This window comes from Stutzerimonas stutzeri (assembly GCF_024448955.1).
GTDB classification, from domain to species: Bacteria; Pseudomonadota; Gammaproteobacteria; order Pseudomonadales; family Pseudomonadaceae; genus Stutzerimonas; species Stutzerimonas stutzeri_AQ.
This window is the reverse complement of record NZ_JAMOIH010000005.1, coordinates 108,687-130,550: the sequence shown is the minus strand read 5'-3', so window position 1 is coordinate 130,550 and position 21,864 is coordinate 108,687. Positions and strand designations below refer to the sequence as shown.

At 62.5% G+C, this 21,864-nt stretch carries 16 protein-coding genes; 11 read left to right on the top strand and 5 right to left on the bottom strand.

The window, feature by feature from the left end; translation table 11 throughout:
- The first annotated feature begins 50 nt into the window (after positions 1 to 50).
- The 11 genes from nuoC (at position 51) to nuoN (ending at position 13,816) form a co-directional block, all read left to right on the top strand.
- Entirely contained in the window at positions 51 to 1,832 is a 1,782-nt protein-coding gene (nuoC, locus tag NA645_RS07115; protein WP_256048190.1) for an NADH-quinone oxidoreductase subunit C/D, read from the top strand.
- A 1-nt stretch (position 1,833) separates the two neighbouring features.
- A complete protein-coding gene (gene nuoE, locus NA645_RS07110; protein ID WP_256048189.1) occupies positions 1,834 to 2,328 on the top strand; it encodes an NADH-quinone oxidoreductase subunit NuoE in 495 nt (164 codons plus the stop codon).
- A 5-nt stretch (positions 2,329 to 2,333) separates the two neighbouring features.
- Entirely contained in the window at positions 2,334 to 3,671 is a 1,338-nt protein-coding gene (gene nuoF, locus NA645_RS07105) for an NADH-quinone oxidoreductase subunit NuoF (RefSeq protein WP_256048326.1), read from the top strand.
- Between the two features lie 133 nt (positions 3,672 to 3,804).
- The gene (gene nuoG / locus NA645_RS07100) at positions 3,805 to 6,510 is read left to right on the top strand and encodes an NADH-quinone oxidoreductase subunit NuoG (RefSeq protein WP_256048188.1); all 2,706 of its coding nucleotides are present in this window, start codon (positions 3,805 to 3,807) and stop codon (positions 6,508 to 6,510) included.
- Positions 6,507 to 7,502, top strand: coding sequence for an NADH-quinone oxidoreductase subunit NuoH (gene nuoH, locus NA645_RS07095; protein WP_256048187.1), 996 nt, complete (start codon positions 6,507 to 6,509; stop codon positions 7,500 to 7,502). The genes nuoG and nuoH overlap by 4 nt, the downstream gene beginning before the upstream one ends.
- Before the next feature lie 12 nt (positions 7,503 to 7,514).
- On the top strand, positions 7,515 to 8,063 hold the full coding sequence (gene nuoI / locus NA645_RS07090; protein WP_256048186.1) for an NADH-quinone oxidoreductase subunit NuoI: 549 nt from the start codon (positions 7,515 to 7,517) through the stop codon (positions 8,061 to 8,063).
- 70 nt (positions 8,064 to 8,133) lie between these two features.
- Complete coding sequence (nuoJ, locus tag NA645_RS07085; protein WP_256048185.1) at positions 8,134 to 8,634, top strand: NADH-quinone oxidoreductase subunit J; 501 nt, start codon at positions 8,134 to 8,136, stop codon at positions 8,632 to 8,634.
- A 3-nt stretch (positions 8,635 to 8,637) separates the two neighbouring features.
- Positions 8,638 to 8,946, top strand: coding sequence for an NADH-quinone oxidoreductase subunit NuoK (nuoK, locus tag NA645_RS07080; protein WP_058076041.1), 309 nt, complete (start codon positions 8,638 to 8,640; stop codon positions 8,944 to 8,946).
- Positions 8,943 to 10,787: an NADH-quinone oxidoreductase subunit L gene (gene nuoL / locus NA645_RS07075; RefSeq protein WP_256048184.1), complete on the top strand. Its 1,845-nt coding sequence runs from the start codon at positions 8,943 to 8,945 to the stop codon at positions 10,785 to 10,787. Before nuoK ends, nuoL begins: the two co-directional genes overlap by 4 nt.
- 22 nt (positions 10,788 to 10,809) lie before the next feature.
- Positions 10,810 to 12,339, top strand: coding sequence for an NADH-quinone oxidoreductase subunit M (nuoM, locus tag NA645_RS07070; RefSeq protein WP_256048183.1), 1,530 nt, complete (start codon positions 10,810 to 10,812; stop codon positions 12,337 to 12,339).
- Between the two features lie 7 nt (positions 12,340 to 12,346).
- Complete coding sequence (nuoN, locus tag NA645_RS07065; RefSeq protein WP_256048181.1) at positions 12,347 to 13,816, top strand: NADH-quinone oxidoreductase subunit NuoN; 1,470 nt, start codon at positions 12,347 to 12,349, stop codon at positions 13,814 to 13,816.
- A gap of 254 nt (positions 13,817 to 14,070) precedes the next feature.
- Here nuoN and NA645_RS07060 read toward each other — a convergent pair whose 3' ends face one another.
- The 5 genes from NA645_RS07060 to NA645_RS07040 form a co-directional block, all read right to left on the bottom strand.
- Positions 14,071 to 16,425: an efflux RND transporter permease subunit gene (locus NA645_RS07060; protein ID WP_256048180.1), complete on the bottom strand. Its 2,355-nt coding sequence runs from the start codon at positions 16,423 to 16,425 to the stop codon at positions 14,071 to 14,073.
- A gap of 12 nt (positions 16,426 to 16,437) precedes the next feature.
- Positions 16,438 to 17,526 carry a WD40/YVTN/BNR-like repeat-containing protein gene (locus tag NA645_RS07055; RefSeq protein WP_256048179.1) on the bottom strand — a complete coding sequence of 363 codons (1,089 nt, stop codon included), beginning with the start codon at positions 17,524 to 17,526 and terminating at the stop codon, positions 16,438 to 16,440.
- 290 nt (positions 17,527 to 17,816) lie between these two features.
- Complete coding sequence (pepN, locus tag NA645_RS07050) at positions 17,817 to 20,474, bottom strand: aminopeptidase N (RefSeq protein ID WP_256048178.1); 2,658 nt, start codon at positions 20,472 to 20,474, stop codon at positions 17,817 to 17,819.
- A gap of 216 nt (positions 20,475 to 20,690) precedes the next feature.
- Positions 20,691 to 21,524, bottom strand: a complete 834-nt coding sequence (locus tag NA645_RS07045; protein ID WP_256048177.1) for a DUF2797 domain-containing protein — start codon at positions 21,522 to 21,524, stop codon at positions 20,691 to 20,693.
- Complete coding sequence (locus tag NA645_RS07040) at positions 21,524 to 21,799, bottom strand: YeaC family protein (RefSeq protein WP_256048176.1); 276 nt, start codon at positions 21,797 to 21,799, stop codon at positions 21,524 to 21,526. Before NA645_RS07040 ends, NA645_RS07045 begins: the two co-directional genes overlap by 1 nt.
- Positions 21,800 to 21,864 lie beyond the last annotated feature (65 nt).

Here is a 21,864-nt window from a genome sequence, read left to right as displayed (position 1 = left end):
ATCCGGAAGGCCTCTCCACACCCAAACGTTGACCGAAAGCGACCGAGATCATGACTGCAGGCAATGCTCTGTACATCCCGCCCTACAAGGCTGACGACCAGGATATCGTCGTCGAACTGAACGCGCGCTTCGGCGCCGAGACCTTCACGCTGCAACCCAGCCTGACCGGCATGCCGGTGCTCTGGGTACCCCGCGAAAAGCTCATCGAAGTGCTGAGTTTCCTGCGCCAGGTCAGCAAGCCCTACGTGATGCTCTACGACCTGAGCGCCACCGACGAGCGCCTGCGCACCCAGCGACGTGGCCTGCCTGCCGCTGATTTCAGCGTCTTCTATCACCTGATGTCGCTGGAGCGAAACAGCGATGTGATGATCAAGGTCGCGCTCCGCGAAGGCGACATGAACCTGCCCACCGCCGTCTCCGTCTGGCCCAACGCCAACTGGTACGAGCGCGAAATCTGGGACATGTTCGGCATCACCTTCGATGGCCACCCGTTCCTCACCCGCATGCTGATGCCGCCGACCTGGGAAGGCCATCCGCTGCGCAAGGACTACCCGGCGCGCGCCACCGAGTTCGATCCCTACAGCCTGAATGCCGCCAAGCAGGACCTGGAGCAGGAAGCCCTGCGCTTCAAACCCGAGGACTGGGGCATGCAGCGCCACAGCGAGCACGAGGACTACATGTTCCTCAACCTCGGCCCCAACCACCCTTCGGCCCATGGCGCTTTCCGCATCATCTTGCAGCTCGATGGCGAGGAAATCCTCGATTGCGTGCCGGAGATCGGCTACCACCACCGTGGCGCCGAAAAGATGGCCGAGCGCCAGAGCTGGCACAGCTTCATCCCCTACACCGACCGCATCGACTACCTCGGCGGGGTAATGAACAACCTGCCCTACGTGCTGGCGGTGGAGAAACTGGCCGGCATCACCGTGCCGGACCGCGTCGACTTCATCCGCGTGATGATGGCCGAGTTCTTCCGTATCCAGAACCACCTGCTGTACCTGGGTACCTACATCCAGGACGTCGGCGCGATGACGCCGGTGTTCTTCACCTTCACCGACCGCCAGCGCGCCTACAAGGTCATCGAAGCCATCACCGGGTTCCGTATGCACCCGGCCTGGTACCGCATCGGCGGCGTCGCGCACGATCTGCCGCGCGGCTGGGACAAGCTGGTTCGCGAATTTCTCGACTGGATGCCCAAACGCCTGAAGGAATACGAAAAGGCCGCGCTGAAGAACAGCATCCTGATCGGTCGTACCAAAGGCGTCGCGTCGTACAACACCAAAGAGGCCCTGGAATGGGGCGTCACCGGTGCCGGCCTGCGCGCCACCGGTCTCGACTTCGACATCCGCAAGGCGCGACCCTACTCCGGCTATCAGCATTTCGATTTCGAAGTGCCACTGGCCGTCAACGGCGACGCCTATGACCGTTGTATGGTCAAGATGGGCGAAATGCGCGAGAGCCTGAAGATTATCGAACAGTGCCTCAAACACATGCCCGAAGGCCCCTACAAGGCCGATCACCCGCTGACCACGCCGCCGCCGAAAGAGCGCACGCTGGAGCACATCGAAACCCTGATCACGCACTTCCTGCAGGTGTCCTGGGGTCCGGTGATGCCGGCCAACGAGAGCTTCCAGATGATCGAAGCGACCAAGGGCATCAACAGCTATTACCTGACCAGCGACGGCAGCACCATGAGCTACCGCACGCGCATCCGCACGCCCAGCTTCCCGCATCTGCAGCAGATCCCCTCGGTGATCCGCGGCAGCATGATCCCGGACCTGATCGCCTATCTGGGCAGCATCGATTTCGTTATGGCCGACGTGGACCGCTGATATGAGCACTCTGATCAAGACTGACCGTTTCGTCCTCAGCGAAACCGAACGCTCGGCCATCGAGCACGAAATGCACCATTACGAAGACCCGCGCGCGGCCAGCATCGAAGCCCTGAAGATCGTGCAGAAGGCCCGCGGCTGGGTGCCGGACGGCGCCTGCGATGCCATCGGCGAGATCCTCGGCATCCCGGCCAGCGACGTCGAAGGCGTGGCCACCTTCTATAGTCAGATCTTCCGCGTGCCGGTGGGCCGCCACATCATCCGCGTCTGCGACAGCATGACCTGCTACATCGGCGGCCATGAAAACGTGCTGGACAGCATCAGGAATGAAATCGGCATTGAGCCCGGCCAGACTTCCGCCGATGGCCGCTTCACCCTGATTCCGGTGTGCTGCCTGGGCAACTGCGACAAGGCCCCGGCGCTGATGATCGACGACGACACCTTCGGTGACGTTCAGCCCGGTGGCGTCGCCCAGTTGCTGGAGGCCTTTCAATGAGCACCATGAAGCAATTGGCATCCATCGGCCCGGCCAACCGCATTGCCCGTAGCGAAGAAACCCATCCGCTGACCTGGCGCCTGCGCGACGACGGCCAGCCGGTATGGCTCGACGAGTATCGCCAGAAGAACGGCTACGACGCGCTGCGCAAGGCGCTGGCCGACATGGCCCAGGCCGATATCGTGCAAACGGTGAAGGAATCCGGCCTCAAGGGCCGTGGCGGCGCCGGCTTCCCCACGGGCGTGAAGTGGGGCCTGATGCCCACCGACGAATCGCTGAACATCCGCTACCTGCTGTGCAACGCGGACGAGATGGAGCCCAACACCTGGAAGGATCGCCTGCTGATGGAGCAGCTGCCACACCTGCTGGTGGAAGGCATGATCATCAGCGCCCGCGCGCTCAAGGCCTATCGCGGCTACATCTTCCTGCGCGGCGAATACGTCGACGCGGCACGCAATCTCAACCGCGCCATCGACGAAGCCAAGGCCGCCGGCCTGCTGGGCAAGAACATTCTGGGCTCGGGCTTCGATTTCGAGCTGTTCGTGCATACCGGCGCCGGCCGCTACATCTGCGGCGAGGAAACCGCGCTGATCAACTCGCTGGAAGGCCGTCGAGCCAACCCCCGCGCCAAGCCGCCCTTCCCCGCCGCTGTCGGCGTCTGGGGCAAGCCAACCTGCGTCAACAACGTCGAGACCCTGTGCAACGTGCCGGCAATCATCGGCAACGGCGTGGAGTGGTACAAGTCGCTGGCGCGCCCCGGCAGCGAAGACCACGGCAGCAAGCTGATGGGCTTCTCCGGCAAGGTGAAGACCCCCGGCATCTGGGAATTGCCCTTCGGCATCACCGCGCGCGAGCTCTTCGAGGACTACGCCGGCGGCATGAAGGATGGCTACACCCTCAAATGCTGGCAGCCCGGCGGCGCCGGCACCGGTTTCCTGTTGCCCGAGCACCTCGAGGCGCAGATGTACGCCGGCGGCATCGCCAAGGTCGGCACGCGCATGGGCACCGGCCTGGCGCTGGCCGTCGACCACACCGTTAGCATGGTCTCGCTGCTGCGCAACATGGAAGAGTTCTTTGCCCGCGAATCCTGCGGCTGGTGCACGCCGTGCCGTGACGGCCTGCCCTGGAGCGTGAAGACCCTGCGCGCACTGGAGCGCGGCCAGGGCACGCGCCAGGACCTGGACATCCTGCTGCGGCTGGTGGACTTCCTCGGCCCGGGCAAGACCTTCTGCGCCCACGCACCCGGCGCGGTAGAGCCGCTGGGCGCCGCGATCAAGTACTTCCGGGACGAATTCGAGGCGGGTGTCGCCCAGGCGGCAACCGCGCCTCCGCAGCCGGCATGAAGAATTGAAAGACGCTGAAGGCTGAACGCTGGACGAACGAGCCGTACGGCCTCGTCCAGCCCTGATCTCGACCTTCAGCGGAAAAAGTTTCCTATTAGCCAAACCCGCGCAAGCGGGATGAGAAGACCTAGAAATGGCCACTATCCACGTAGACGGCAAAGACTACGAAGTCGATGGGGCGGACAACCTGCTGCAGGCCTGTCTGTCGCTCGGCCTCGATGTCCCCTATTTCTGCTGGCACCCGGCGCTTGGCAGCGTCGGCGCCTGCCGCCAGTGCGCGGTCAAGCAGTACAGCGACGAGAACGACACCCGCGGCCGGCTGGTCATGTCCTGCATGACGCCCGCCACAGACAACAGCTGGATATCCATCGACGACGAGGAAGCCAAGGCCTTCCGCGCCAGCGTGGTGGAGTGGCTGATGATCAACCACCCGCACGACTGCCCGGTGTGCGAGGAAGGCGGTCACTGCCATCTGCAGGACATGACGGTGATGACCGGCCACAACCAGCGCCGTTATCGCTTCACCAAGCGCACCCACCAGAACCAGGAACTCGGCCCGTTCATCGCCCATGAGATGAACCGCTGCATCGCTTGCTACCGCTGCACGCGCTACTACAAGGACTACGCCGGCGGCACCGACCTCGGCGTATTCGGCGCCCACGACAACGTCTATTTCGGCCGTGTCGAAGACGGCGTGCTGGAAAGTGAATTCTCCGGCAACCTCACCGAGGTCTGCCCCACCGGCGTGTTCACCGACAAGACTCATTCGGAGCGCTACAACCGCAAGTGGGACATGCAGTTCGCGCCGAGCATCTGTCATGGCTGCGCGTCCGGCTGCAACATCAGCCCCGGCGAGCGCTACGGCGAAATCCGCCGCATCGAGAACCGTTTCAATGGCGAAGTGAACCACTACTTCCTCTGCGACCGCGGGCGCTTCGGCTATGGCTACGTCAACCGCAGTGATCGCCCACGCCAGCCGCTGCTGGGCGCGGACAGGCTCGGCATCGACGCCGCCCTGGACAGTGCCGCCGAGCTGCTGCGCGGCAAGCGCGTGATCGGCATCGGCTCGCCACGCGCCAGCTTGGAAAGCAACCACGCCCTGCGTGCGCTGGTCGGCGCGGAAAACTTCTACAGCGGCATCGCCGCCGCCGAGCTGGAGAATATCCGGCTGATCCGCCAACTGCTGCAGAACGGCCCGCTGCCGGTGCCGACGATGCGCGACATCGAAAGCCACGATGCCGTGTTCATCCTCGGCGAAGACCTGACCCAGACCGCTGCCCGCATGGCCCTGGCCGTGCGCCAGGCTGCGAAAGGCAAGGCCACCGAGATCGCCGCCTCGATGAAGATCCAGGACTGGCACGTGGCGGCGGTGCAGAACGTTGCCCAGAACGCCCTGCATCCGGTGTTCATCGCCAGCGTCAGCGAAACCCGTCTCGACGACATCGCCGAGCAGAGTGTGCATGCCGCACCGGTCGATCTGGCCCGTCTTGGTTTCGCCGTGGCCCACGCCATCGACCCCAGCGCGCCGGCGGTGGATGGCCTGGAAGCCGAAGCCCGCGAGCTGGTGCAGCAGGTCGCCGACGCCCTGCTCGCCGCCAAGCGTCCTTTGCTGATCAGCGGCGCTTCGCTGGGCGAGAAAAGCCTGATCGAAGCCGCCGGCAACATTGCCCAGGCGCTGAAGAACCGCGAGAAGAGCGCCTCCCTCAGCCTCGTCGTGCCGGAAGCCAACAGCCTCGGCGTGGCGCTGCTCGGTGGCGAATCCGTGGATGCCGCGCTGGATGCGCTGATCACCGGAGAGGCTGAGGCCGTGATCGTGCTGGAAAACGACCTCTACCGCCGCGCCGATCAGGCCAAGGTGGACAAGGCCCTGGCCGCCGCCCAGGCCGTAATCGTCGCCGATCACCAGCAGACCGCCACCACCGCCAAGGCCCATCTAGTGCTCTCGGCCGCCAGCTTCGCCGAAGCCGACGGCACCCTGGTCAGCCAGGAAGGGCGCGCGCAGCGTTTCTTCCAGGTCTTCGAGCCCAGCTATTACGACGGCAAGATACTGGTACGCGAAGGCTGGCGCTGGATGCACGCGCTGCAATGCACGCTGCAGGGCAAGGCCGTGGACTGGACCAACCTGGATCAGGCCACCGCCGATTGCGCCGCGGCCAACCCGCAACTGCAGGGTATTCTGGCCGCTGCGCCGCTTTCCTCGTTCCGCATCAAGGGCCTGAAAATGGCCCGCGAGCCGCTGCGCTACAGCGGCCGTACCGCCATGCGCGCCAACATCAGCGTGCACGAACCGCGTCAGCCGCAGGACCAGGACTCGCCGTTCGCCTACTCCATGGAAGGCTATTCCGGCAGCGCCGAGGACCGCCAGCAGATCCCCTTCGCCTGGTCGCCGGGCTGGAACTCGCCGCAGGCCTGGAACAAGTTCCAGGACGAAGTCGGCGGCCACCTGCGTGCCGGTGACCCGGGTGTGCGCCTGCTCGACGACGTTCGTCAGGACCTGGCCTGGAAAACCGCGCCCGCCGCCTTCGCCCCCGCACTCGGCAGCTGGCAGGTGGTGCCGCTGCATCATCTGTTCGGCAGCGAAGAGACCACGGCGCTCGCCGCACCTATCCAGAGCCGCATCCCGCAGCCCTATGTCGCCCTGGCCGAAGCCGAAGCCCAGCGCCTTGGCGTGGTTGAAGGCGAGCCGATCAGCCTGCGGATCGCTGATCGGCACCTGCAGCTGCCGGTGCGTATCGATGAATCACTGGGCCTCGGCCTGGTCGGGCTGCCGGTCGGCCTCGAAGGCATTCCGGTACTGAACAGCACCTGCCTGGCCACTGAACTGGAGGCCATTCAATGAACTGGCTGACTCCCGAAGTGATCGACGTGATCATCGCCGTCGTCAAGGCGCTGGTCATCATGCTGGCCGTCGTGGTGTGCGGTGCCTTGCTGAGCTTCGTCGAACGTCGCCTGCTGGGTTGGTGGCAGGACCGCTACGGCCCCAACCGGGTCGGCCCGTTCGGCATGTTCCAGATCGCCGCCGACATGCTGAAGATGTTCTTCAAGGAAGACTGGAACCCGCCGTTCTCCGACCGGCTGATTTTCACCCTGGCGCCGGTGGTGGCGATGAGTTCGCTGCTGCTGGCCTTCGTCATCGTGCCGATCACCCCGACCTGGGGCGTGGCGGACCTGAACATCGGCCTGCTGTTCTTCTTCGCCATGGCCGGTCTCACGGTGTACGCGGTGCTGTTCGCCGGCTGGGCGAGCAACAACAAGTTCGCCCTGCTCGGCGCCCTGCGCGCCTCGGCGCAGACGGTGTCGTACGAGGTGTTTCTCGGGCTGTCGCTGATGGGCATCGTCGCCCAGGTCGGCTCGTTCAACATGCGCGACATCGTCGAGTACCAGCAGCAGAACCTGTGGTTCATCATTCCGCAGTTCCTCGGCTTCTGTACCTTCTTTGTTGCTGGCGTCGCGGTCACCCACCGCCACCCCTTCGACCAGCCGGAGGCCGAGCAGGAGCTGGCCGACGGTTACCACGTCGAATATGCCGGGATGAAGTGGGGCATGTTCTTCGTCGGCGAGTACATCGGCATCGTGACCATCTCGGCGCTGCTGACCACATTGTTCTTCGGCGGTTGGCACGGCCCCTTCCTGGATACCCTGCCCTGGCTGTCGTTCTTCTATTTCGCGATCAAGACCGGTTTCTTCATCATGCTGTTCGTGCTGTTGCGCGCCTCGCTGCCGCGCCCGCGCTACGACCAGGTGATGGCCTTCGGTTGGAAGTTCTGCCTGCCGCTGACCCTGATCAACCTGCTGGTGACCGGCGCGCTCGTGCTGGCCGCGGCCCAGTAAGGAGAAAATTCGATGTTCAAGTACATTGGCGCGGTGCTCCACGGCACCTACACCCAACTGCGCAGCCTGGTGATGGTCTTCAGCCACGGCTTTCGCAAGCGCGACACCCTGCAATACCCGGAAGAGCAGGTCTACCTGCCGCCGCGCTATCGCGGTCGCATCGTCCTGACCCGTGATCCCGACGGCGAAGAACGCTGCGTGGCCTGCAACCTCTGTGCGGTGGCCTGCCCGGTGGCCTGCATCTCATTGCAGAAAGCCGAGACCGACGAGGGCCGCTGGTATCCCGAGTTCTTCCGCATCAACTTCTCGCGCTGCATCTTCTGCGGTTTCTGTGAGGAGGCCTGCCCGACCAACGCGATCCAGCTCACCCCGGACTTCGAGATGGGCGAATACAAGCGCCAGGAACTGGTTTACGAGAAGGAAGACCTGCTGATTTCCGGCACCGGCAAGTATCACGACTACAACTTCTACCGCGTCTCGGGCCTGGCCATCGCCGGCAAGCCCAAGGGCGCCGCGCAGAACGAGGCGGAGCCGATCAACGTCAAGGGGTTGTTGCCATGACGCTCGTTCGATTCACAGATGCTGCGCCAGCCGGCCTCGCGCCGGCTTCCCACCGGTCGAGGACGTACTGATGGAATTCGCTTTCTACTTTTCCGCCGGCGTGGCCGTGGTCGCCACGCTGAGGGTGGTCACCGGCAGCAACCCGGTGCATGCCCTGCTCTACCTGATCACCTCGCTGCTGGCCGTGTCGATGTGCTTCTTCGCCCTCGGCGCGCCCTTTGCCGGCGCGCTGGAAATCATCGTCTATGCCGGCGCCATCATGGTGCTCTTCGTGTTCGTGGTGATGATGCTCAACCTGGGGCGCAACACCGCCGGCCAGGAGCGCGCCTGGATGGCGCCGCGCGTCTGGATAGGTCCGTCACTGCTGGCGGCGATCCTGCTGGCGCAGTTGCTCTGGGCCTTGTTCTCGGCGCCGGAATACGCACCGGCAGGCCTGACCACCGTCGGCCCCAAGGAAGTCGGCATCGCCCTGTTCGGGCCTTACCTGCTGGCTGTCGAGTTGGCTTCAATGCTGCTGCTGGCAGCACTGGTTGCCGCCTTCCATCTGGGCCGCTACGAGGCGAAGGAGTAAGCCATGCATTCGATTCCAATGGAGCACGGCCTGGCCATCGCCGCCGTGCTGTTCTGTCTGGGCCTGGTCGGACTGATGGTGCGGCGCAACATCCTGTTCATGCTGATGAGCCTGGAAGTGATGATGAACGCCGCGGGCCTGGCCTTCGTCGTGGCCGGTAGCCGCTGGGCGCAGCCGGATGGGCAAATCATGTTCATCCTGGTGATCACCCTGGCCGCCGCCGAGGCCGCTATCGGCTTGGCGATCCTGCTGCAGCTGTATCGCCGCTTCAACACCCTCGATGTCGATGCTGCAAGCGAGATGCGCGGATGAACCTACTATTCCTGACCTTCGTTTTCCCGCTGCTCGGCTACTTCCTGCTGGCGTTCTCGCGCGGGCGGATCTCCGAAAACCTGGCAGCTGTGATCGGCGTCGGCTCGGTCGGCCTGTCGGCGATGATCAGCGCGCTGTGCATCTGGCAGTTCAACAGCTCGCCCCCCGCGGGCGGCGTGTTCAACCAGCATTTGTGGCAATGGCTGGATGTGGCCGGCTTCAGCGTCGCCTTCGGCCTGCACCTGGACGGCCTGTCGCTGACCATGCTCGGCGTGGTCACCGGCGTGGGTTTCCTGATCCACCTGTTCGCCAGCTGGTACATGCGCGGTGAAGAGGGTTACTCGCGCTTCTTCGCCTACACCAACCTGTTCATCTTCAGCATGTTGTTGCTGGTGCTGGGCGACAACCTGCTGCTGCTGTACTTCGGCTGGGAAGGTGTGGGGCTGTGCTCCTACCTGCTGATCGGCTTCTACTTCAAGGAACGCAAGAACGGCAACGCCGCGCTCAAGGCCTTCATCGTTACCCGTGTCGGCGATGTGCTGATGGCCTTCGGTTTGTTCATCCTGTTCGTCCAGCTCGGCACGCTGAATATCCCGGAATTGCTAGCGCTGGCACCCCAGAAGTTCGCCGAAGGCGATCTGTGGATCACCCTTGCGACCCTGGCGCTGCTGGGCGGCGCCGTGGGCAAGTCCGCTCAACTGCCGTTGCAGACCTGGCTGGCCGACGCCATGGCTGGCCCGACGCCGGTTTCCGCACTGATCCATGCGGCGACCATGGTTACTGCCGGCGTCTACCTGATCGCCCGCACCCACGGCTTGTTCCTGCTGGCGCCGGACGTGCTGGAACTGGTGGGCATCGTCGGTGGCGTGACCCTGGTACTGGCCGGCTTCGCCGCGCTGGTGCAGACCGACATCAAGCGCATCCTTGCCTACTCGACCATGAGCCAGATCGGCTACATGTTCCTGGCCCTGGGCGTCGGCGCCTGGGACGCGGCGATCTTCCACTTGATGACCCATGCTTTCTTCAAGGCGCTGCTGTTCCTCGCCTCCGGTTCGGTGATCAGCTCCTGCCACCACGAGCAGAACATCTTCAGGATGGGCGGGCTCTGGAAGAAGCTGCCGCTGGCCTACGCCAGCTTCATCGTCGGCGGCGCGGCGCTGGCGGCACTGCCGCTAATTACCGCAGGCTTCTATTCCAAGGACGAAATTCTCTGGGAAGCCTTCGCCAGCGGTCACAGCGGCCTGCTTTACGCGGGGTTGGCCGGTGCCTTCCTGACCTCGCTGTACACCTTCCGCCTGATATTCATCGCCTTCCACGGCGAGGCGAAGACCGAGGCGCATGCCGGGCGCGGCCTGGCTCACAACCTGCCGCTGGTGGTGCTGATCGTGCTCTCGACCTTCGTCGGCGCGCTGATCGTGCCGCCGCTGGCCGGCGTGCTGCCGCAGAGCGTCGGCCATGCCGGTGGCGAAGCCAAACACAGCCTGGAGATCGCCTCCGGCGCCATCGCCCTGGCCGGCATTCTACTCGCGGCGCTGCTGTTCCTCGGCAAGCGCGGCCTGGTCAGCGCCATCGCACAAAGCGCGCCGGGGCGTTTCCTCTCGGCCTGGTGGTACGCCGCCTGGGGCTTCGACTGGCTTTACGACAAGCTTTTCGTGCGGCCCTACCTGTGGCTTACCCGCCTGCTGAGACGCGACCCCATCGACGCCACCATCGGATTGGTACCGCGTACGGCACGGGGTAGCCATGTGCTGCTAAGCCGCAGCGAAACCGGCCAGTTGCGCTGGTACGCCCTGTCCATCGTTGGCGGAGCCGTGCTGTTGCTCGGCATCGTTCTGCTCTGAATTTGCGCAAGGACTCGAAATCGTGATTCTGCCCTGGCTAATCCTGATTCCCTTCATCGGCGGCCTGCTCTGCTGGTTCGTCGAACGTTTCGACAAAAGCATGCCGCGCTGGATCGCCCTGCTCACCATGTCGCTGCTGCTGGTGCTCGGCCTCTGGCTGTGGGCGGGCGGCAATTACCAGCTCGCCCCCGCGCCCGGCGCCGAGGCCAACTGGGCTGTGGAATTCAAGCACGTCTGGATCGAGCGCTTCGGCATCAACCTGCACCTGGCGCTCGATGGCCTGTCGCTGCTGATGATCATGCTCACCGGCCTGCTCGGCGTGCTCTCGGTACTCTGCTCCTGGAAGGAAATCCAGCGCCACGTCGGCTTCTTCCACCTCAACCTGATGTGGATTCTCGGCGGCGTGGTCGGGGTGTTCCTCGCCCTGGACCTGTTCCTGTTCTTCTTCTTCTGGGAAATGATGCTGGTGCCGATGTACTTCCTTATCGCGCTCTGGGGTCACAGCTCGGAAGGCAAGCGTTCGCGGATCAACGCGGCGACCAAGTTCTTCATCTACACCCAGGCCAGCGGCCTGATCATGCTGGTGGCCATTCTCGGCCTGGTGCTGGCCAACTACCACGCCACCGGGGTACTGACCTTCGACTACGAGCTGCTGCTCCAGGCCGATCTGGCGCCGGGTACCGAGTATCTGCTGATGCTGGGCTTCTTCATCGCCTTCGCGGTGAAGTTCCCCATCGTGCCACTGCATTCCTGGCTGCCCGATGCCCACGCCCAGGCGCCTACCGCCGGCTCCGTCGACCTGGCCGGCATCCTGCTGAAAACCGCCGCCTACGGCATGATCCGCTTCGCCCTGCCGCTGTTTCCCGACGCCTCGATGGACTTCGCGCCTATCGCCATGGGCCTGGGTCTGCTCGGCATTTTCTACGGTGCAGTGCTGTCGTTCGCGCAGACCGACATCAAGCGCCTGATCGCCTATTCCAGCGTCTCGCACATGGGCTTCGTGCTGATCGGCATCTATTCGGGCAGCGAGCTCGCCCTGCAGGGCGCGGTGGTGCTGATGATCGCTCACGGCCTCTCGGCCGCGGCACTGTTCATCCTCAGCGGCCAGCTCTATGAGCGCCTGCACACGCGGGACATGCGCGAAATGGGCGGCCTGTGGTCGCGCCTGCCCTGGTTGCCCCCGCTGAGCCTGTTCTTCGCCGCCGCCTCGCTGGGCCTGCCCGGCACCGGCAACTTCATCGGCGAGTTCGTGGTGTTGTTCGGCGCCTTCGCTAATTCGCCGTGGGTCGTGGTGATCGCCACCTTCGGTCTGGTGCTCTCGTCCATTTATTCGCTGGCGATGATCCACCGCGCCTATTTTGGCCCGACCAAGGCCGAAGGGCTGTTGCAGGGCCTGGACGCACGCGAGATCGGCATGGTGCTGTTGCTGGCGGTGCTGCTGGTGCTGCTCGGCGTCTATCCGCAGCCGGTGTTCGACACCTCGCTCGCCACCATGAGCGGCGTGCAGCAATGGATCGATACCGCTTTATCCCCAACAGTTTCGGCTCGGTAGGCTCGCCATGGAATTCACACAGCAACACTTCATCGCCCTGCTGCCCCTGCTGATCACCGGTACCACCGCTATCGCAGTGATGCTGGCCATCGCCTGGCGGCGCCATCACGGGCTCAGTTTCATCGTCACTTCGGCTGGCCTGACGCTCGCGCTGCTGTCGATAGCGCCCGCGCTGCAGGTTGGCCCGCTGGATGTGACGCCGCTTCTGCGGCTGGACGCTTTCGCCTATTTCTACAGCGCCGTGGTGCTGGTCGCGACCCTGGCCTGCGTGACCCTGGCGCACGCCTACCTGGGCGAGAAAGCCGGCTCCGAAGGCTTCCCCGGCAATCGTGAGGAGCTCTACTTGCTGATGGCACTGTCGGCAGCAGGCGGGCTGGTGCTGGTCAGCGCGCAGCACCTGGCCGGGTTCTTTATTGGCTTGGAACTGCTCTCGGTACCGGTTTACGGGCTGGTCGCCTACGCCTTCTTCAACAAGCGCTCGCTGGAAGCCGGGATCAAGTACATGGTGCTTTCCGCCGCTGCCAGCGCGTTCCTGCTGTTCGGCATGGCGCTGCTCTACGCCGAATCGGGCAGCCTCAGCTTCGCCGGCATCGGCGCCAGCCTGGCCGCGCAAGGCTCGTCTGTACTGGTGCAAGCCGGTATCGGAATGATGCTGATCGGCCTAGGTTTCAAGCTCTCACTAGCCCCCTTCCACCTGTGGACGCCAGACGTCTACGAAGGCGCGCCGGCTCCGGTGGCGACCTTCCTGGCTACCGTCAGCAAGGTCGCGGTGTTTGCCGTGCTGCTGCGCCTGTATCAGCTGTCACCGGCCACCAGCGGCGGCTGGCTGAACGATGCGCTGAGCCTGATCGCCATTGCCTCGATCCTGATCGGCAATCTGCTGGCGTTGAACCAGAGCAATCTCAAGCGCCTGCTCGGCTACTCCTCCATCGCCCACTTCGGCTACCTGCTGGTGGCGCTGATCGCCAGCAAGGGCCTGGCGGTAGAAGCCATCGGCGTGTATCTGGTGACCTACGTGCTGACCACCCTGGGTGCATTCGGGGTGATCACCTTGATGTCGAGCCCCTTCAACGGGCGCGACGCCGATGCGCTCTATGAGTACCGCGGGCTGTTCTGGCGCCGCCCCTACCTCACCGCCGTGCTCACCGTGATGATGCTGTCGCTGGCCGGCATTCCGCTGACGGCAGGCTTCATCGGCAAGTTCTACGTGATCGCCTCCGGTGTCGAATCCCAACTGTGGTGGTTGCTGGGCGCGCTGATCATCGGCAGTGCGGTGGGCCTGTTCTACTACCTGCGGGTCATGGTGACGCTGTACCTGGTCGAACCAGGCATTCGCCGCCACGACGCCCCGATCAATTGGGGACAGCGCGCGGGCGGCATCATGTTGCTGGCGATTGCCCTGCTTGCGTTCTTCTTCGGGGTTTATCCGCAGCCGTTGCTGGAGCTGGTACAGCAGGCGGGGTTTGCCGCGCTCTGACACGCTCGATCTAGAAGCAGAACGCCCCGGCTCGGGGCGTTCTGCTTTCTGCCGATCGTAAGCTATCTCTTTCAACTCCTTTGCGATGTCGATCAGTCCGACAGACGCTCGCGTTGCGTACAGCGCTGGTTTTTCGTGACCGTTTCTACGCTTCTAGTGGGCGCACCCAGACGCTTCGCATCACGGAACCGAACACTTCCGCCCCCAAAAAAAACCGCGACCCATGGGCCGCGGTTTTGCTTATTGCCGAAGCATCACACCTTCTGCTGCAGCTTCTCCGGCTTGATAAGGAAGCGTGCCAGGGCTGGCAGCAGCCAGATCGCGCCGACCATGTTCCAGAGGAACATGAAGGTCAGCATCAGGCCCATGTCCGCCTGGAACTTGATCGCTGAGAACACCCAGGTGAATACGCCGATGGCCAGGCAGACGCCGGTGAAGATCACCGCCTTGCCAGTGGATTTCAAGGTCTGATAGTAGGCTTCCTGCAACGTCATACCTTGGCGCAGATACGTCTCCAGCCGGCTATAGATGTAGATGCCGTAATCCACACCGATACCCACGCCCAAGGCGATTACTGGCAATGTCGCCACCTTTACACCAATGCCCATGAAAGCCATCAGCGCATTGCCGAGGATCGAGGTCAGCACCAGCGGCAGAATCACGCAGAGCGTCGCGGCAACGGAGCGGAAAGTCAGCAGGCACATAAAGCTCACCGCCGCATAAACCGCAATCAGCATCGTGGTTTCGGAGGCTGCGATGACTTCGTTGGTAGCCGCTTCGATACCGGCGTTACCGGCAGCAAGGACAAACTCCAACCCTTCACGGTTGTTCTCCTCGGCGAACTCACGCGCCGCGGCTACGACGTGCTCCAGCGTTTCAGCCTTGTGATCGTTGAGGAACACCAGCACCGGCGCCAACGAGCAATCGCCGTTGTACATGCCCTCAGCACGAGCGATGGAGCTGTTCAGGACGAACTGGTTACGCGACAGGGTTTCCCATTTCAGGCTGCCCTCGTTCATACCCTTGATGCTCTGCCGCGCGACGGTGACCATCGACACCGCCGACTGCACGCCCTCTGTGTTCTCCATCTTCCACATCAGCTCGTCCATGGCGGCGAGCGTGTCGTAATGGGCGCAGCCTTCAGGCGCCGTCTTGACCATTACCACCAGCACGTCGGAGCTGGTCGAGTAGTTGCGGATGACGAAATCATTGTCCAGGTTGTAGCGCGAATCCGGGTGCAGTTCCGGTGCGCCCTGGTCGAGATCGCCAATCTTCAGGTTCTGCCCGTACCAAAGCCCGCCGCCCACGGCGAGCAAGGCAATGACGATGGAGATCGGCGCGACCACCGGGTTGGCGAAATTCGACAGCAACCGCCAGAACGGGTGGTTGCGCGCCGCTTCCTCGCGAGCCTGTTTGACCGCGCGCTGGCTGATACCCATGTAGGAAATCGCCACCGGCAGCAGAATCAGGTTGGTCAGGATGATCACCGCCACGCCCAGCGAAGCGCCAATCGCCAACTCGCGAATCACACCGATATCGATCAGCAGCAGCGTCACGAAACCAACGGCATCAGACGCCAGCGCCACCATGCCGGGGATGAACAACTGACGGAACGCCATGCGTGCAGCCGCCAGCGGATCATCGGTTTCGCCCGACGCCATGGCGATGCCATTGATCTTCTGAACGCCGTGGGAAATACCGATGGCAAACACCAGGAACGGCACCAGCATCGAATAGGGATCCAGCCCGAAGCCCAGCGTGTGCAGCAAGCCGAGCTGCCAGGCCACGGCGATCAGCGTAGTCACCACCACCGCGATGGTGCTCTTGAAGCAGCGGGTGAACCACAGCAGCAGCGCTAGGGTGATGCCGATAGCAACGAAGAAGAACAACGCGACACCGACCAGCCCGTCGATCAGATCGCCTACCTTCTTGGCGAAACCGATGATGTGGATCTCCACGTTCGGATTCTGCGCCTCGTACTTGTCACGAATCTTCTCTTCGAGCTCGTGGGAAAACGTCTGGTAGTCGAGAGTGATCTGCTTGCTACGGTCGTCCGGGTCCGAATAGGACTCCATCAGCGGCACGTCGATGATGCTGGACTTGAAGTCGTTGGCCACCAGGCGGCCGATCTGACCGGACTTGAGAATGTTGTTACGCAAATCGTCGAGGCTTTCAGGCGAGCCGTCATAGGTCTGCGGGATGACCTCGCCACCGGCGAAGCCCTGCTCTGTCACCTCGGTCCAGCGAACACTGGGGCTCCACAGCGACTTCATGTTCGAGCGGTCGACACCCTGGATGTAGAACACTTCGTCATGGATCTGACGCAGCGTTTCCATGTACTCCTTGGAGAAGATGTCACCATCCTTGGCCGCGACGGATATCCGCACCGTGTTGCCCAGGTTGGCCAGATCATCACGATGCTGGAGCATGTTCTGAATGTAAGGGTGCCCCAGCGGGATCATCTTTTCGAAGCTGGTCGAAGGACGGACCTGAGCAGCCTGGTAGAACAGGAATACGCTGATCAACAGGCAGACAAGGATCACTGCCGGTCGATTGTTGAAAATCAGGCGTTCTAGAAAGGACGCCGGCTTCTGCTGATGCTTGGTCATGTTGGCTCCGGCTTATTGTTGTTGTGCGGGCAAGTTGGCGCCGGTCGGGGAAACGACCCTGACGCCGCTCTGCCCGACGAGGACCAGATTGCCGTCCGGGTTGGAGACGACGCCTGACAGCGAGCGTCGATCCGGGCGACTGAACAGCTTGAAGCTCTGTCCTTGGTCCTCGCTACTAAGCACGGTGCCGCCGTGGCCGACCACGACGATACGACCATCCGGCAGCAGATTGCCGTCCGCCAGCCCCGACTCGAGGGCATCGCTTCCGTCGAGCAGATCGATTGCTTGCCAGCTATCGCCGAAGTCGGCGGAACGGAACAGATGACCACGCAGGCCGAACGCCACAACCACTCCGGGTTCGCCGCCACTCACGACGCCGAACAAGGATCCCTGATAGGGCGACTCGACGCGCTCCCAGGTCTCACCCATGTCGCTGGAACGGAACATTCCGCCCATTTCGCCAACGACGAACAGACCCGAGCCCTGAATATGGGTGATGGCGTTCAGGTGAGCGCCGTCCTCGTTGTCGAGGCGATCAGCGATATCTTCCCAATTCTGGCCGCCGTCAGTGGTTTCCAGCAGCACGCCATAAGCACCCGTGGCGAAGCCGTGCTCCGAATTCTCGAACCAGACGTCAAGTAAAGGCACTTCGCCTTCGCGATTTTCGTATTGCTGTGTCCAGGTTTCACCGCCATCGCTGGTCGCCAGGATCAGCGCGTCGTGGCCGACCGCCCAGCCATGTTTGTCATCGACGAAATAAACAGCCGTGAGCATCTGACGGGTCGGAACCTTGGCCTGGGACCACGTAGCGCCGGCGTCATCGGAAAAGAGGATATGCCCGCGATCACCAGCTGCGACCAAGCGCTTACCCGCATAAGTGATATCGAGCAGAAGAGCCGATGCGGCCTTCTCCGATTCGATCGCATAGCGGGTCGCTGGCTCAGCGCTTTGCGCATGAGCGGTAGCAGTGGCGAGAAACAGGATGGATAGAACACTGCAGAGCGAGAGCGTTCTTGCAAGCGGCGAATAATTGAAATTCGACTTGCGGGGTGTTTTTTCCGCACGGCCGAACCGGGTGCGCCACATGACGGGCTCACTCATACATACCCCCTTTATTCTTATTAAGGTAAGACCTGCGTTAAGTACCAGGCGGAGCCATGCTATAGGGCTTTCGAAAGCGGCGGCAATTGTCTGGACGTTATGTTTTGTTAAGCCAGGCTGATTGATGTTGCTTGATTAGTAGGCTTTATGGCAAAGCATCTCGCTGCCGCCTCGCATTCCGTTTCACGGAAACGATCCGATCTTCGATGAGTACCCCCGAAAAAACGAATCCCGTGACATTGCACGGGATTCGGGGTGGTTCATATCGCCTTGCAGACGGCTACACCGAGTCAGGCGAGACTCTTGCTGACCACCTCGTAGACATCGCTGGATAGCTCGCCCGAGGCCAGAATCCGTTCCAGCTCGCCCTTCATCAGGCCCTGCCGACCGGCGTCGTATTTGCGCCAGCGGGTCAGCGGCGCCAGAAGGCGCGAGGCGATCTGCGGATTGAGCCCGTTCAATACGATGATCTGATCGGCCAGGAACCGATAGCCAGCGCCGTCGGCCCGATGGAAGTTGACCAGGTTCTGATTGGCGAAGGCTCCGATCAACGCACGAACCTTGTTTGGGTTCTTCAGCGTGAACGCCGGATGTTGCATCAGGTGCTGAACCCGCTCCAACCCGCCCGGTTGCGTGTTGCCGGCCTGCACGCTGAACCACTGATCCATCACCAGCGGGTTGTCCTTGAAGTGCTCGGCAAAAGCTTCGAGTGCTTTGTCACGCTCGGCCTCGAAGTTCGAATTGACCAGCACGGCCAGCGCGGTCAGGCGCTCGGTCATGTTGTCGGCCTGCTCGAATTGCTCGACGCAGGCGGCAACCACTTCGGGTTTACCGCTCAGCATCAGGTACGACAGGGCGATGTTTTGCAGCGCACGACGGGCGAAGTGACTGGCTTCGGCGACATAAAGCGTTTGCCGCGACACCTCGCGATTGCCCTGGTAGCGCTTCCAGAGCAGATCGAACAGCGCTGTGGCGATGCCCTCGCGGGCAAAATCACGCGCCGCGTGAATGGCGTCGACATCCGCCACTTCGCTGATTTCGGTGAGGTAGGCCTCGCTCGGCAGCGACAGCATTTCAGCGACCATCGCCGGATCGAGGCTTTCATCCTCTAGCAGGCTGCGCAGCGCCGCGACCAGACGCTGATCAAGCTGCAGCGTTTCGCCGCGCTGATGCTGCCCGATCATCTCCTGCAACACCTGAACCGACAGTTGCTGACCGGCCTCCCAGCGGTTGAAACCGTCGGAATCGTGCTGCATCAGGAACATCAGCTGATCGCGGCTGTACGGAAATTCAAGCTTCACCGGCGCGGAGAATCCGCGCAGCACCGATGGCAACGGCTGCTCGGGAACGTCGATGAAGGTGAACGTCTGCTCGGCCTGATCGACTGCCAGCACGCGAGTGGTGCCGACGGCGGCGTCCTCGCCTTGCAGGCGCAGTGCAATCTCGTTGCCCTGGCCATCCAGCAGACCCAGCGAAACCGGGATCACGAATGCCAGCTTCTCGCTCTGGCCCGGCGTCGGCGGGCAGCTTTGGCGGAAGGTCAGGCTATAGGTCTTCGCGTCAGCATCGTATTGCTCGCTGACGGCGAGGCGCGGCGTGCCGGCCTGGCTGTACCAGCGCTTGAACTGGGTCAGATCGGCGCCGTTGGCGTCTTCCATGGCTTTGACGAAATCATCGACGGTTACCGCCTGGCCGTCATGCCGCTCGAAGTACAGATCGCTGCCCTTGCGGAAGCCCTCTTCGCCCAGCAACGTCTGGATCATGCGCACCACTTCGGCACCCTTCTCGTAAACGGTCAGGGTGTAGAAGTTGGAGATCTCGATGAATGACTCGGGGCGAACCGAGTGGGCCATCGGCCCGGCATCTTCAGCGAACTGATGGGTACGCAGGTAGGACACATCCTCGACGCGCTTGACCGTCTCCGAATTCATGTCGGAGGAGAACTGCGCATCGCGAAAGACAGTGAAACCTTCCTTGAGCGACAGCTGGAACCAGTCGCGGCACGTCACGCGGTTGCCGGTCCAGTTATGGAAGTATTCGTGGGCAACGATGGCCTCGACACGCTGGTGAGCAGCGTCGGTAGCGGTCTCGGCGCGCGCCAGCACGGCGCTCGAATTGAAGATATTGAGGCCTTTGTTCTCCATCGCGCCCATATTGAAGTCGTTGACTGCGACGATCATGAAGATGTCCAGGTCGTACTCGCGACCATAGGCCTCCTCGTCCCACTTCATGGACTTCTTCAAGCTGTCCATAGCGTGCTGGCATTTGTCGATGTTCTCGGGCTCGACGTAGATACGCAGCGCTACATCGCGGCCGCTCATGGTGGTGAAGCTGTCCTCGACACACCACAGATCACCGGCCACCAGTGCGAACAAATAAGCCGGCTTCTTGAACGGATCTTCCCACGTCGCCCAGTGGCGGCCGTCGTCCTCTTCGCCGCTGGCGATCGGGTTGCCGTTGGACAGGAGGATCGGATAAGCATGCTTTTCGGCGCTAACCGTGGTGGTGAACTTGCTCATCACGTCGGGGCGGTCGAGGTAGTAGGTGATCTTGCGGAAGCCCTCGGCCTCGCACTGGGTGCAGAACATGCTGCCGGACTTGTAGAGGCCTTCCAGCGCAGTGTTGCTTTCCGGATGAATTACTACAGTACTGTCGAGTGTGAACGCGGCGCTATCGGGCTGCAGGGTCAGACTTTCCCCGGCGATCTCGTAATCGCCCAGGCCCAGCTGACGGTCGTTCAGCGACAGAGACATCAGCTCAAGATCCTGGCCGTGCAACTGCAGCGGCGGCAGGCCGGCACCCGCTTCAGGATTGCGGCGCATCACCAGTTGCGCATGCACCAGGGTGCGGTCTTCGTACAGTTCGAAGGTCAGGTGTGTTTCATCGATCAGGTACTCGGGGGTCTGATAATCCTTGAGATGAATGACTTTCGGTTGTTCGGTGCGCATGCAATTGGGCCTCTTCGAGGCAGCTCAAGCGGCAAGCTTCAAGCTGCAGGTTTGTTCGGTGACAGCCGGTGAGGTCGGCGTACATCGACTGTCTCGTAGGGTGGATGTCGCTTTTCACATCCACCTTTCTCAGAATCGGCGGGGCGTACGTCGCCACCTCAAGCTGTGGATCGCCACCGCGTGGATCGGTAAAGCGTGGTTCACCCTACGATCTGCTTATGCCGCGGAGCTGGCCGCGACCTGATAAGCGGTGAACTTGCGGATGTTGATCACGCCGGTGTCCAGGATCAGGTATTGACCCTTGATACCGCGCAGGGTGCCTTCCACTACGGGCGTCTTTTCCAAGTCTAGACTGACGATCTTGGTCGGGTAGGCATCGACCGGGTAGCGAATTTCAAGCACCTCGGCATCTGCAACCGGTTGAATCGCCTGTAGCCCGTAGCGCTGCTGCAGGCCCCGCAGGCCTTCGGCACAGGCATCGAATATCTGCTCGCGAATCTTGATCAGGTCGATAGGCTCGGCATCGCCCTTGAGCAGCGCGCGCCAGTTCGTGCGGTCAGCGACCTGGCTACGCAACAGATCCTCGACCATGCCCGACTGCTGGCGGGTAGCGACACGCATGATCGGCAGCGCCTGGCTCGCGCCCTGGTCGAGCCAACGGGTCGGCAATTGCGTGGCGCGAGTAATGCCCACCTTGATGCCTGACGAGTTGGCCAGGTAGACCACGTGATCGGTCATGCAGAAGTCCATGCCCCACTGCGGATCACGGCAAGTGCCGAAATCGTGGTGGCATTTTTCCGGGCTCATGATGCAGATGTCGCACTGCGGGAGCTTCTTGAAGCAGGGATAGCAATAGCCCTGGCTGAAACTCTTGTTGGTCTTGCGTCCGCAATGCGTGCAATTGATGGCGCCGAGGTATTCCAGCCGCAGGGTCTTGCCGATCAGTGGATTGACCGGGACCAGTTCGTCGTTCAGGCGGAAGGAGTATTGCGCCTGGGCACCCAGCTGAATCGACATCTTGCTCAGCGCGCCGCGTCCCAATTCCAGCATCAGTGACGGGTTCCGGAAGCAGGAGCGAATAGACTGGTGTCGATCGGCGCCTTGTTCTTGCTCTTGGACGCGCACTCCTGGCCACCCATGTAGCCGGTGCGTTCTTCTTCAGGCAGGTTCTGGATTTCCCAAGCAATCATCGCGCCGAGGCAGGTTTCCTTCTGCTCGGGTGTCAGTTTGCGCCCGTCGCTCCACTTGCCCAGCTCGACGGCGGTTTTCAGATTTTCGTAGATTTCGGGGGTGATGTTTTCGATGGCTTCGATAAAGGACGACATGGCCGGCTCCCGGGGAAACAAGCGCGCATTCTACCGAGCGGCGCTGCTTTAGGGAAAACGATCAG